The sequence below is a fragment of the Arsenicicoccus bolidensis DSM 15745 genome, from assembly GCF_000426385.1.
Taxonomy (GTDB): Bacteria; Actinomycetota; Actinomycetes; order Actinomycetales; family Dermatophilaceae; genus Arsenicicoccus; species Arsenicicoccus bolidensis.
Genome location: NZ_AUFG01000015.1, coordinates 24745 through 37239, shown reverse-complemented (window position 1 = coordinate 37239; position 12495 = coordinate 24745). Strand labels below are relative to the sequence as shown.

Sequence of the window (12495 nt, the reverse complement as noted above, 5' to 3'; positions counted from 1 at the left end):
CCGCGACCCCCGTCACCCCCGCGCCCCCACACCAAAGATCGGGGCTACTTCTGGTGGCTATGACCACCAGGAGTGGCCCCGATCTTCGGTGGAAGCCTCATGCTGCCTCGTCGGCGGCCTCGCGACACCGAGAGCACCGGCCCGTCTCACCGGTCCAGCCGCGACGCTGGAGGGCTGTCGCCACCTGTGCGGCCACCGTGCACGGAACGGTCGCCACCTGGCGCCAGCCATAGCGGAGAGTCGCCTTGCCCAGCACCGTGTGAGCGTTGTCGCGATCCATGTCTCGGAAGCGCCCGTCCCCGACATGACCTTTGCGCCCGTCCAGCTCCACGAGGACATCGAACCCGTCGTACTCGACATCGCAGATCGCGCCGGTCCCGTCCTGCCTGGCCTGGCGCCGAGCCACGGGAAGGCCATGGGCAGACTCGACGTCTCGGGCGTATCGCAGCTCCAGGTGCCTCGTGGTCCCTGACGCCATGTCGTCCAGCAGCGCGTGAAGGAGCTGCCGATGGGGGTGTCGCGTCCGCAGCGTGAGTCGGTGACGGAGGAGGTCTGCCGTCGTCCTCCCTCGTTGGACCGCGTCGAGCAGAGGTGACATGCATCCGTCGACGTTCGTGGACGCCGCGGAGAGGTCGAGCACGGTGTCCTCCACGCGCTGCCGCGGTGGGTGTCCCGGGCGAGGGTCCAGCAGGACCCCCGGGCGCCGGCGCACGAAGCGCCACCCCGCTCGCGACCGCACCCGCCGGTTGCGGGGGACGGAGATGTCGATGACCCGGGGCTCCTCCCCGATCAACCCCTCCAGGCGTGCGGCCGCCCTGCCGGCGACCAGGGCGCCCTCGCCCGCATGGAGCAGGCCTGCCCAGACACGGCTCATGAGCGGCAGGTCCCGTGGGTCTGTGCCGGGAGCAGCGGAGACGGCGTAGATGCCGGCAAAGACGGTGACCCATTGCTGCCGCCGCCAACGGATCGCGTTGTCCGACAACCCTGCCGCGAGGAGCTCGGCACGCGTCACGATGCCCCCACGCCGTCTGACGAGGGTGGTGACCGACTGCGGGAGCTCGCGCATGACCGCAGCCTGATCGATGCCGCCGCGCGGCGCACCTGGCTGGCCAGCACCTGTGGATCCCGCGGTCCGATCCGCGTCTCCCTGTGGACGACGGGGCGCTGATGCACCCTTTTCACCCGATGCCATGACATCGGGGCTACTTCTGGTGGCCATGACCACCAGAAGTAGCCCCGATGTGCAGCGAGCGGTCGGCGAGGTCAGCGGGAGGGGTAGGGGCGTGGCAGGCGCAGCCCGTTCAGCGCCATCACGCGACGCCCCAGGTCGGGGTAGTTCGTGATGAAGCCGTCCACCCCGTTGTCGATCAGCGTCTGCATCGTCGCCGGGTCGTCGACGGTCCACGGCACGACCTTGAGCCCGCGCGCATGGGCCGCGTCCGTCATGGCGCGGTCGGCATACAGCCGGAAGCCGGGCTCGCCGACCTTGCCGTCCTGCGGGAAGCCGTAGTTGGGGGAGAGGGTCGTCACCCCCGGGATCGACGCAGCGGCCGCCACGAAGTCGCCGCCGAAGTCGTCCGCGTCGATGCCGCCCAGCCACGGCGAGGCCCCCGGCTTGCCGACCTGCAGGAAGTCATGGTTGGTCAGCGCCACGAGGGGCAGCGACCGGTCGAGGCTGTGCATGAGCTTGAGCGCGCCCCAGTCGAAGCTCTGCACCGTGACCTGCTTCTTCAGGCCGGAGCGCCGGATCTCGGCGTGCACCGCCCGGACGAAGAGGTTGCGCTGCATCGTCTGCTCCGGCGCGCCCGCCTCGACCTTGGTCTCGATGTTCATCATGACCTTCTTGGCCTTGTGCTCCCGCACCACGGCGAACACGTCGCGCAGCTCGGCGAGCCGGTTGCCCCAGACCACCTCCTGGCGGGGGTGGCCGGGCAGCTGCTGATAGCCGCAGTTCAGCGTCTTGACCTGGGCCAGCGTCAGGTCCTTGATGAACTTGCCGACGTACGGGAACTGCGGGTCGCCGGCCCGCACCGGTGCCGTGTCCGCACACTTCACGCCGGACACCTGACGGTCGTGGGTGACGACGACCTTGAGGTCGCGGGTGACCTGGGTGTCGAGCTCGAGGGTGGTGACGCCCAGCTCGAGCGCCTTCGCAAAGGCCTCCGGCGACTCCTCGGTCGTGAGGCCGAGCCCGCCTCGGTGGGCCTGCAGGTCGAAGGTCTTGGCGGGCTTGGGCTTCGGCTTGGCGGACGGCTGGGCGGTGGCGGACGGCGCGACGAGGCCGGCCAGGGCGAGCGTGGCGAGGGTCGCCGCGGCGGTGCGGGTGAGGCTCACGAGGGCTCCTGCGAGGTATGGCGAGCGCGCTGCTCGCTCGACGGGTCCTGCCTGGTGCGCACGACGCTAGGTCTCGCCGATGACCTCCCGCCCATCACCGGTTGAACGTCAGGGGGAGGATGAAGCCATGGACCATCGACCGAAGCACGTCGACGCCGATCCTGACGAGGATGGGCACGAGCACGAGCACGAGCACGAGCACGTTCCCGTGCCGGCGGGGATCCTGCGGGCTGCGCGTGACGCGAGGCGGGTCACGGTCCTGACGGGCGCGGGCATGAGCGCCGAGAGCGGCATCCCGACCTTCCGCGACGCGCAGTCGGGTCTGTGGGCGCGGTTCGACCCGATGCAGCTGGCCACCCCCGAGGCGTGGGAGGCGGACCCGGCGCTCGTGTGGGCGTGGTACCGCTGGCGGGCCGCCCTCGTCCGAGGCGTCGAGCCCAACGCCGGGCACCGGGCGCTCGCGACCTGGGCCGACGAGACCGCCACGCAGGTCCGCGTCGTCACCCAGAACGTCGACGACCTGCACGAGCGCGCGGGCAGCGCCGTGCTCGCCCACGTGCACGGCAGCCTGTTCGCGACGCGGTGCGCGGACTGCGGGGAGGCGCCATACGAGGAGCCGCCCGTGCCACCCGCCCCCGTGGAGCGCCTCGACCCGCCGACGTGCACCCGCTGCGGCGGGCTGCTGCGGCCCGGCGTCGTGTGGTTCGGCGAGATGCTGCCGGCCGCCCCCATGTCGCGGGCGGAGGAGGCGGTCGAGGACGGCGACCTGGTGCTGGTCGTCGGCACCTCGGGTCTCGTCCACCCCGCGGCCGGCCTGCCGCACCTGGCCCGCGCCCGCGGGATCCCCGTCGTCGAGATCAACCCCGCGCCCACCGAGCTGAGCGACGCCGTCGACGAGGTATGGCGGGAGACCGCCGCCCGCGCGCTCCCCGCACTGGTGGCCGCCGTCCTCGCCTGACGTCCGTCAGGTCGTCATCGCACGGCCTCCTGGGGTTCACGTGTGACGGTGAACGTTGCTGTGGCGCACCAGCGCTCACCCCGCAGCAGCACCCTCCCCGAGGAGCTCGTGATGATGTCTCGCCGCACACCCATCGCTCTCGCAGTCGTCGTCGGCCTCGTGCCGGCCACCGCGCTCGCCGTCAGCATCGCCGCTGACGAGCCGGCCGTCGCCCAGGCCCCGGCCGCTCCCCAGCCGAAAGCCGCGTTCGACCGGTTCGTCGGCAAGGTCCAGGTCGTCCGCGACGTCGGCGCCAGGACGCCCACCACCAACGCCGAGGGCGAGCCGGTCCTGCGCGGCGTCGTCTTCGAGGACAAGGACAAGGACAGCGCCTGGCAGGCCAAGGACAAGGGCGTCGCCGGGGTCAAGGTCAGCAACGGCATCGACGTCGTCCGGACCGACGCCCAGGGTCGCTACGAGCTCCCGGTCCGGGACAAGATGACCGTCTTCGTCACCCAGCCGTCGGGCTACCAGGTCCCCGTCGACAGCAACAACGTCGCCCAGTTCGCCTACAACCACGCGCCCAAGGGGACGCAGCAGAAGCTGCGTTTCGGCGGGATCGAGCCCTCCGGCCCGCTGCCGTCCATGGTCAACTTCCCGCTCGCGCCGTCCAAGGCGACGGCCGCCGACACGCAGCGCTGCGTCGCCGCCGGGGACCTGCAGACCTACTCCGGCCGCGAGATCGGCTACGGCCGCTCCGGCGGTCTCAAGCACCTGGCCGACCGCGGTGACCTGGGCTCGTGCGGCGTCCTGTTCCTCGGCGACGTCGCCGGCGACGACCTCGGTCTCTACCCCCGCATCAAGGAGGCGGCCGGCCAGATCGACGCGCCCCTGCGCTTCGTGCCGGGCAACCACGACCTGGACTACGACGCCACGGACGACAAGGACTCCTTCGACACCTTCCGTCAGCAGATGGGTCCGGCCTACTTCTCCTACGACGTGGGCAAGACCCACTTCGTCGGGCTCGACAACGTGGTCTTCCCCTGCAAGAAGGCCACGGACAACACTGACGGCAAGCGCCCCTCGTGCGACGACCCGGCCAAGCCCGTCTACAACGGCCGCCTCACCGACGAGCAGCTGCAGTGGCTCAAGAACGACCTGGCCAACACGCCCAAGGACTACCAGGTCGTCCTGGCCAGCCACATCCCGCTCGTGAGCTTCGCCGACATGACCAGCCCCATCCACAGCACCGACAACGTCAAGGAGATCTGGAAGCTCCTCGAGGGTCGCAAGGCGCTGTCGCTGTCGGGTCACACCCACTCGCTGGAGAACATGCGCGCGGGTGACTCCTACGGCCCCTGGCAGAAGGCCGCGGGCGTCTCCACGCTGCCGTTCCCGCACATCGTCGCCGGCGCGCTCTCGGGCGACTGGTACTCCGGCGACCTGGACGTCGACGGCCTGCCGATGGCGACCCAGCGTGACGGCGGCCGGCCCGGTCACCTGGTCCTGGACATGAAGGGCAACGAGTTCCGCGAGACCTTCGTGGTGACCGGCGAGCCGGAGCAGAAGCAGATGGCGCTCGGCATCAACTCCCCGCACTGGCGGAGCTGGTTCACGACGCTGTCCCAGTGGCGCCAGGCCAACCCGCCGTCGGCCAAGGACCTCGTCCCGCCCCTCAGCTACAACGACCTCGGCGACCCGCACCTGGTGACCCCGCAGGACCTGGCCGGTGGCAGCTACCTGACCGCCAACGTCTGGAACGGCACCACCGGCTCCAAGGTCGAGGTGTCGATCGACGGGGGCGCCAAGGCGCCGGCCCAGCGCACCCAGCAGGCCCGTGGGGAGGAGTACCGCGTCGGAGCCGAGTGGACCGACCCCTACGCCGCGACCCGCCAGCTGAGCGTCAACCGCTATGCCCAGCAGAGCACCTCGGGTGACCCCCGCTCCCAGGGCTACGAGCTCTACCGCGGCTCGAAGTACGGTCCGGGTGCGGCCCGTCCCGGCAACAACATCGCGGACCGTATGTCGCACCTGTGGCGCCTCCCGCTGCCGGCCAACCTCTCGGTCGGGGTCCACCGGGCCGAGGTGACGGCGACCGACCGGCTCGGACGCCGCTTCACCGAGACCATCAGCTTCGAGGTCGTCGAGAAGCGCCCGCAGATGGAGTTCCGCAAGGAGCTGTTCACCACCGGCGGCTGACGATCCCGCTGTGCCGCAACCGCGCCCGCCCGCCGTGACCCCGTCACGGCGGGCGGGCCGGCATACGGCACCTCTAGGATTGCGGGGACACCCGACGACCGAGAGGGACCCCAGATGACCGCGCCCCAGCTGCCCTCCCGCCTCGAGACCGTCCGCGAGACGATCCTGCGCCGCAACCCGGGCGAGGTCGAGTTCCACCAGGCCGTCGACGAGGTCCTCGTCAGCCTCGGGCCCGTGCTGGAGCGCCGTCCGGACTACGTCGACGCGAGCATCCTCGAGCGCCTCGCCGAGCCCGAACGGCAGATCATCTTCCGCGTGCCGTGGGTCGACGACCACGGCCGCGTGCAGGTCAACCGCGGCTTCCGCGTCGAGTTCAACTCCGCGCTCGGCCCCTACAAGGGCGGGCTGCGCTTCCACCCCAGCGTCTACCTCGGGATCGTCAAGTTCCTGGGCTTCGAGCAGGTCTTCAAGAACTCCCTGACGGGGCTGCCGATCGGCGGCGGCAAGGGCGGCTCGGACTTCGACCCCAAGGGCCGCTCCGACGGCGAGGTCATGCGCTTCTGCCAGTCGTTCATGACCGAGCTCTACCGCCACATCGGGGAGTACACCGACGTCCCGGCGGGCGACATCGGGGTCGGTGGCCGCGAGATCGGCTACCTCTTCGGGCAGTACAAGCGGATCACCAACCGCTACGAGGCCGGGGTGCTGACCGGCAAGGGCCTCACCTGGGGCGGCGCGCAGACCCGCACCGAGGCCACGGGCTACGGCACCGTCTTCTTCGCCGAGCAGATGCTGGCGATGCGCAAGGCCGCCTTCGAGGGGATGCGGGTGGTCGTGTCCGGCTCGGGCAACGTCGCGATCTACGCCGCGCAGAAGGTCGAGCAGCTCGGCGGGGTCGTGGTCGCCATGAGCGACTCCGGCGGCTACGTCGTCGACGAGGACGGCATCGACATCGAGGTCATGAAGGACCTCAAGGAGGCCCGACGAGCACGGATCAGCGTGTATGCCGAGGGTCGGTCGAGCGCTCACCACGTCTCGGACGGCTCGATCTGGGACGTGCCCTGCGACGTGGCCCTGCCGTGCGCCACCCAGAACGAGCTGCCCCTCGCCGGCGCCAAGGCCCTGATCCGCAACCACTGCCGGGTCGTGGCGGAGGGCGCCAACATGCCGACGACGCCGGACGCGACCGCCGCCCTGCAGGAGGCGGGTGTGCTCTTCGCCCCCGGCAAGGCGTCCAACTGCGGCGGCGTCGCCGTCAGCGCGCTCGAGATGCAGCAGAACGCCTCCCGCGACTCGTGGACCTTCGAGCACACCGAGCAGCGGCTGCGGGACATCATGTCGGGCGTCTTCGGCACCTGCGCGATGACGGCCGAGGAGTATGGCGTCTCCGGCGACTTCGTCAAGGGCGCCAACATCGCCGGCTTCGTCAAGGTCGCGGACGCCATGCTGTCCCTCGGCGTCATCTGACCCGGCCATCAGGTCGCTGGGCCGCCCAGTCCTTCCCGCGGGCCCGCCGGGAGGCGGGCGAGCCGGTACGGTGGGCGCCGTGACCACCCCCACCACGCCCAGCCGCCCCGCTGCAGCACCGTCGTCCCACCGCTGGTGGCAGGCCTCCCCGCCCGCCAACCTCGCCGCCGTCGCGCGCGAGGTCGCCCGCCGCACCCCCGCCAAGGTGGTGGCCCGCAGGCGCCGGGGCAAGGAGTGGCACCCGGTCACGGCCACCCAGCTGGCGGCCGAGATCGCCCAGCTGGCCAAGGGATTCGTCGCCGCGGGGGTGCAGCCGGGGGACCGCGTCGCGATCATGAGCCGCACCCGCTACGAGTGGATGGTCGTCGACGTCGCGCTGTGGACCGCAGGGGCGATCCCGGTCGCGGTCTACGACTCGTCGTCGGCCCCGCAGCTGGAGTGGATCCTTGAGGACTCCGGCGCGGTGGGTGTCGTGGTCGAGGGTCGTGACGGGGTCGCGATGGTCGAGCAGATCGCGTCACGGCTGCCCGACCTGGTCCACCGCTGGAGCATCGACGACGCCGACGGCGCCACGAGCCTGGACTCCCTCGTGACCCGCGCGGCCACGGTCGAGGACGCCGAGCTGGACCGTCGCCGCGAGGCGCTCACCCGCGACGACGTCGCCACCTTGATCTACACCTCCGGCACGACCGGCCGCCCCAAGGGGTGCGAGCTGACGCACGACAACCTCCTGCGCGAGGCGGAGCTGGCGGTCGGGCGGCTCCCCGAGCTGTTCGACGGCGAGGACGCCTGCTGCCTGTTCTTCCTGCCGATGGCGCACGTGCTGGGGCGGCTCATGGAGGTGGCCTTCCTGCTCGACGGCACCACCGTCGGCCACAGCGACCCCGGCCGCGTCACCCTCGACCTCGCCACGCTGCGCCCGACCTTCACGGTCGCCGTGCCGCGCATCTTCGAGCGTATCTACGACGGCGCGCAGCGCAAGGCCACCAAGGACGGAAAGGGCCGCATCTTCGACGCGGCCACCGCGACGGCGATCCGCTGGAGCAAGGCGCGCGAGGCCGGCCGCGTCGGCCCGATCCTGGCGGCGCAGCACGCAGTGTTCGACCGCCTCGTCTACGCCAAGATCCGCGAGCTCTTCGGCGGGCGGGTGCGGTATGTCGTGAGCGGGGGCGCGCCCCTGGGGGAGCGGCTCGGCCACTACTTCCACGGCATCGGCGTGACCGTGCTCGAGGGCTATGGCCTCACCGAGACGACGGGCGCGGCGACCGTCAACACCGCGGCCGAGATGCGCATCGGGTCCGTGGGGCGGCCGCTCCCGACCTACGACGCCCGGGTCGACGCCAAGGGCGAGCTCCTCGTCCGGGGCCGCCACGTCTTCCGCGGCTACTGGCACAACCCCGGGGCCACCGCCGACGTGCTCGACAGTGACGGATGGTTCCGCACCGGCGACCTCGCCCGCATCGACGAGGACGGCTACGTCCACATCACGGGTCGGGTCAAGGAGATCATCGTCACCGACTCCGGCAAGAACGTCTCGCCCGCGCCCCTCGAGGACGTCATCCGGTCCCACCGGCTCGTGTCACAGGCCGTGGTGGTGGGCGACGCCCGGCCCGCGATCGGGGTGCTGATCACCCTCGACGAGGAGGCGGTCACCGAGTGGCTGCGCGACCAGGGACGCCCCGAGGCGCCCGTCGCCGAGCTGGTGGACGACCCGGCCCTGCGGGCAGAGCTGCAGCGCGCGGTCGATGACGCCAACGCGACGGTGTCCCACGCCGAGCGGATCGCCCGCTTCGGCATCCTGCCGGTTGAGCTGACCGAGGAGGGTGGGCACATCACCCCCACGATGAAGCTGCGTCGGGGTGCGGTCACCTCGCAGTTCGCCGACCAGATCGACGCGCTCTACCGCCGCGGCTGACGGCCCGCGCGGCGACACGCAGTGCCATGACGTATGCCGCAGGGTGATCGCGGCCCCCCGTCTGGCGCCGCCAACCTGAGAGGTGTCTCCGCATCTGCGGCCTGACCCCAACCCTACCCTCACGTAAGGGTAGGGTTGGGGCTGTCGTCATGCCCGCCGTCCACCGCCTAGGAGCCACCGCCGTGACCCGGTCCAACGCCTTCCGGCCCCCGTGGGACGCACCCCAGCCCCAGCCGGCCGAGCCCATCGCCTCCGATGCCCGTGTCCCCGCCGAGCGCCGCTGGGTCGAGTGGCTCGCCCGCCGTCACCCGATCGTCGACGTCCTGCGCGAGGACCGACAGCGCAACGACGGCATCTCGTCGCCGGGATTCCAGGCCGTCGCGTCGCAGCGGCTGGCCCGGTGGGCGGCCTCCGCGGAGGCCCCGCGATGGGCGCGAGGACCGGTGGGTCGCGCCGCTCGTGCGGGGCAGTGGGTGGCCCGGTCCGTCTACGGCATCGAGATCCCGGCCGAGGTGAGCCTCGGTCGTCGCGTCCGGGTCGCCCACCAGAGCGGCATCGTCGTGCACCGCGACGCGGTGATCGGTGACGACGTCACGCTGCGGCAGAACGTCACGATCGGCCTGCACCGTGACGACGTCGAGGACCAGGCCCGCAACGTCCCGACGATCGGGGACGGCGTCTCCCTCGGCGCCGGCGCCGTGGTCGTCGGACCGGTCGACGTGGGTGCCGGTGCTCGGGTGGGCGCCAACGCCCTGGTCACCGAGGACGTGCCGGCCGGGGGCAAGGCCGTGCTGCCCAAGGGTGTGGTGACCGGCCCGGACCGGCTCGCCGCGACGCCCCGCGCCTCCTGATCCCGGGCCGCTCGCGCGGGCGCCGATCCGATCAGGACGTCAGGCGTTGGCGCGAGCCGTGGCCTGTCCGAGGCGCTGACCCAGGTGCTTGGCCGCCGACAGCCGCTGCTCGATCTCGGCCAGCGCCGTCGTGACGTCCGACCGGCACTCGGCGACGGTCGCCACGTCGTCGTCGGTGCCTTCGCCGTTCTCCAGCGCGAGGCAGGCGTCGACGATGGGACGGATCCGCTCCAGCGGCAGCCCGATGATCTTGAGGTCCATCACGAGCCGTAGCCGCTCGACGGCCTCGGCGCCGTAGATGCGGAAGCCGCCGTTGGTGCGGCCGCGGGGCGTCACGAGCCCCAGGTCCTCGTAGTGCCGGATGGACCGCAGGCTGAGTCCCGTGAGGTCGGCGACGTCTCCGATGTGCAGGGGGCGGTCGGGGACGGGCCCGGACACGGGCGAGATCAGCATCGAGGACTCCGGGACGTGGCTGGCAGGGTGGCTGGCTAGGAATCCTAGCCGTCGTCAGCCCCAGACCCCCGACGATCCCCGGCGGTGGCTGTCGACCAGGTGGGTGTCGACGATGCCGATGGCCTCCATCAGCGCGTGCATCGTCGTGGGTCCGACGAAGGTGAATCCCTTGCGCTTCAAGGCCTTCGACAGGGCCAGGGACTCCGGTGTCGTCGTGGGGAGCTCGGACAGGGTCCGTGGGGCAGGGGTCGTGGCGGGCCGGTGGGCCCAGACGAGCTCGGCCAGCCCGCCCTCGGCGCGCAGGGCGACGGTGGCGCGGGCGTTGGTGATGGTCGCCTCGACCTTGCGACGGTTGCGGACGATCCCGGCGTCGCCCATGAGCCGCTCGACGTCGCTCTGGCCGTAGGCCGCGACGGTGTCGGGGTCGAAGTCCGCGAAGGCGCTGCGGAACGCCGGCCGCTTGCGCAGGATCGTGGCCCAGGACAGCCCCGACTGGAAGGCCTCGAGGCTCAGCCGCTCGAAGACCCCGCGCTCGTCGCGGACCGGCATCCCCCACTCGGTGTCGTAGTAGTCGCGCAGCAGCGGGTCGGTGGCCGCCCACGGCGGGCGCGCCAGGCCGTCCTCACCGATCACGATCTCGCTCAACGACTCTCCTCAGGGGCCGGTATGCCGGTCCGCCGGCGTGGCCGCGGCGGACTCCATCGCCAGCAGCCACTGCTTGGCCTCGGCCCCACCACGATAGGCGCCGCTCGTGCCGTCGCTGCGGACGACGCGGTGGCAGGGCACGAGGATGGGCACGGGGTTGGTGGCGCAGGCCGTGCCCACCGCCCGCACCGCCCCGGGGCTGCCGGCCGCGGCGGCGACCCCGGCGTAGGACCGCGTTGCGCCATACGGGATCTCGCGCAGCCGGTCGAGGACGTCGCGGCGAAATCCCTTGGCGAGCGCCAGGTCCGCGGCGACGTCGAAGTGGTCGCGGCGCCCGGCGAAGAAGTCGTCCAGCTCCCGGGCGACGTCGTCGAGCGTCGAGCCTGCCGGCAGCACGCGCGGGCCCAGGCGCCGGGCGAGGTCGTCGACCACCGCGTCGAACCCCTCGTGCGCGAAGGCGACCCGGGCCACCCCTCGCGGCGTCGCCGCCACCAGCAGCGGCCCGACCGGGCTGTCGACGGTGCGGTGACGCACGTCCAGGGTCCCCTCGAGCAGGGCCCGGGAGGACAGGGCCGCGGTGAGCCGGGCGAGGTCGGCCGTCTCGTCCGCCTGGCCCGGGGCGTCGGCTCCGGCCTCCAGCAGCGTTCGCAGGTCGGTCATCTCGGGTCCTCGTCTCGGTCGTCGTCCGCCAGCAGGGGATAGGTGCGCCGCAGCGCCGCGATGCCGTCGGCGCAGGCGCGGCGGGCGGCGGCCGGCGTGCTGCCGAGGATGATGGCGACATCGGCGTGCGGGAGCCCGGCGAGGTGGTGGTAGGCCACCGCCTGGCGCTGCCGGTCCGTCAGGGTGGCCAGGGCGGCCCACAGGTCGGGGTCGTGGTCGTGCGGGTTCCCGTGGCGCGCAGGGCGGTCCGGGACGTGCTCGGTCGGGGTGCTACGAGCAGCCTTGCGCACCAGGTCGATCGCCTTGCGGTGCGCGATCGTGACGAGCCACGCCTCCACGTTGGCGTCCGCGTCCAGCCGCGGCCACGCGCGCAGGGCCGCGAGAAAGGTCTCGGACCAGGCGTCCTCGGCGTCGACCGGCCCCACCACGGCGCGGCAGACCCGCAGGACGGTGGCCCCGTGCGCGGTGACCACGTCCTCGAAGGGCTCGCTGCGCGGCATACGAGATCGGCTGTCGCTCAGAAGAGCCGACCGGTCACGGACGCCGCCGGCTCCTCGTGAGCGAGCAGCCAGCGCTTGCGCTCGAGCCCCCCGGCATAGCCGGTCAGGGAGCCGTCGGACCCGATGACGCGGTGGCACGGGACGACGATGGAGATCGGGTTGGCGCCGTTCGCGTTGCCGACCGCCTGGGCCGCGCCGGGCTGGCCGAGAGCCCGGGCGAGCTGCCCGTAGGACCGCGTCTCGCCGTAGGGGATCTCGCGCAGCTGCGCCCACACGCGCTGCTGGAAGCCGTCCCCGGGGGGATCCGTGGGGAGGTCGAAGGACCTCCGCTCGCCGCCGAAGTACTCACCCAGCTGGGTGCGGGCCCGGATGAGCAGCGGGTCCTCGTCCGCCCGCTCGCCGCGCTCGGTGACGGCCGGAGCGCGCCCGTGCCGCTCGAAGTAGAGCGCGATCAGGGCGTCGTCCTCGGCGACCGCGGTCAGCGGCCCGACCGGGCTGTCGATGATCGTGTGGCGACGCATGCTGCTCCTCGGG

General features: G+C 72.2%; 12 protein-coding genes. 5 read left to right on the top strand and 7 right to left on the bottom strand.

Annotation, left to right across the window (positions count from 1 at the left end; translation table 11 throughout):
• Positions 1 to 97 precede the first annotated feature (97 nt).
• Together K313_RS23485 and K313_RS0110000 are read right to left on the bottom strand one after the other, a co-directional pair.
• Positions 98 to 652, bottom strand: a complete 555-nt coding sequence (locus K313_RS23485) for a hypothetical protein (RefSeq protein WP_156911285.1) — start codon at positions 650 to 652, stop codon at positions 98 to 100.
• A 611-nt stretch (positions 653 to 1263) separates the two neighbouring features.
• Positions 1264 to 2334 (bottom strand): glycerophosphodiester phosphodiesterase family protein, encoded by a 1071-nt coding sequence (locus K313_RS0110000; protein WP_029211501.1) that lies wholly within the window; start codon positions 2332 to 2334, stop codon positions 1264 to 1266.
• Positions 2335 to 2461: 127 nt separating this feature from the next.
• Here K313_RS0110000 and K313_RS0109990 point away from each other — a divergent pair, with 127 nt between their 5' ends.
• From K313_RS0109990 to K313_RS20725, 5 genes are all read left to right on the top strand, one after another.
• Entirely contained in the window at positions 2462 to 3292 is an 831-nt protein-coding gene (locus tag K313_RS0109990) for an SIR2 family NAD-dependent protein deacylase (RefSeq protein WP_084412686.1), read from the top strand.
• A 42-nt stretch (positions 3293 to 3334) separates the two neighbouring features.
• Positions 3335 to 5470, top strand: a complete 2136-nt coding sequence (locus K313_RS0109985) for a calcineurin-like phosphoesterase C-terminal domain-containing protein (protein WP_205621844.1) — start codon at positions 3335 to 3337, stop codon at positions 5468 to 5470.
• A 114-nt stretch (positions 5471 to 5584) separates the two neighbouring features.
• Positions 5585 to 6937: an NADP-specific glutamate dehydrogenase gene (gene gdhA / locus K313_RS0109980; protein ID WP_029211498.1), complete on the top strand. Its 1353-nt coding sequence runs from the start codon at positions 5585 to 5587 to the stop codon at positions 6935 to 6937.
• 79 nt (positions 6938 to 7016) lie between these two features.
• A complete protein-coding gene (locus K313_RS0109975) occupies positions 7017 to 8852 on the top strand; it encodes an AMP-dependent synthetase/ligase (RefSeq protein ID WP_205621843.1) in 1836 nt (611 codons plus the stop codon).
• 182 nt (positions 8853 to 9034) lie between these two features.
• Entirely contained in the window at positions 9035 to 9703 is a 669-nt protein-coding gene (locus K313_RS20725) for a serine O-acetyltransferase (RefSeq protein WP_029211496.1), read from the top strand.
• Positions 9704 to 9742: 39 nt separating this feature from the next.
• On the opposite strand, the gene K313_RS0109965 is transcribed toward K313_RS20725, so the two are convergent.
• The 5 genes from K313_RS0109965 to K313_RS0109945 are packed head-to-tail and all read right to left on the bottom strand — an operon-like array spanning position 9743 to position 12482.
• Positions 9743 to 10156 carry a MerR family transcriptional regulator gene (locus K313_RS0109965; protein ID WP_029211495.1) on the bottom strand — a complete coding sequence of 138 codons (414 nt, stop codon included), beginning with the start codon at positions 10154 to 10156 and terminating at the stop codon, positions 9743 to 9745.
• Between the two features lie 54 nt (positions 10157 to 10210).
• Positions 10211 to 10801, bottom strand: coding sequence for a DNA-3-methyladenine glycosylase I (locus K313_RS0109960; RefSeq protein ID WP_029211494.1), 591 nt, complete (start codon positions 10799 to 10801; stop codon positions 10211 to 10213).
• A gap of 9 nt (positions 10802 to 10810) precedes the next feature.
• A complete protein-coding gene (locus tag K313_RS0109955) occupies positions 10811 to 11461 on the bottom strand; it encodes a methylated-DNA--[protein]-cysteine S-methyltransferase (protein ID WP_019285076.1) in 651 nt (216 codons plus the stop codon).
• Positions 11458 to 11961 carry an RNA polymerase sigma factor gene (locus K313_RS0109950; protein WP_029211492.1) on the bottom strand — a complete coding sequence of 168 codons (504 nt, stop codon included), beginning with the start codon at positions 11959 to 11961 and terminating at the stop codon, positions 11458 to 11460. Before K313_RS0109950 ends, K313_RS0109955 begins: the two co-directional genes overlap by 4 nt.
• Before the next feature lie 17 nt (positions 11962 to 11978).
• The gene (locus K313_RS0109945; RefSeq protein WP_029211491.1) at positions 11979 to 12482 is read right to left on the bottom strand and encodes a methylated-DNA--[protein]-cysteine S-methyltransferase; all 504 of its coding nucleotides are present in this window, start codon (positions 12480 to 12482) and stop codon (positions 11979 to 11981) included.
• Positions 12483 to 12495 lie beyond the last annotated feature (13 nt).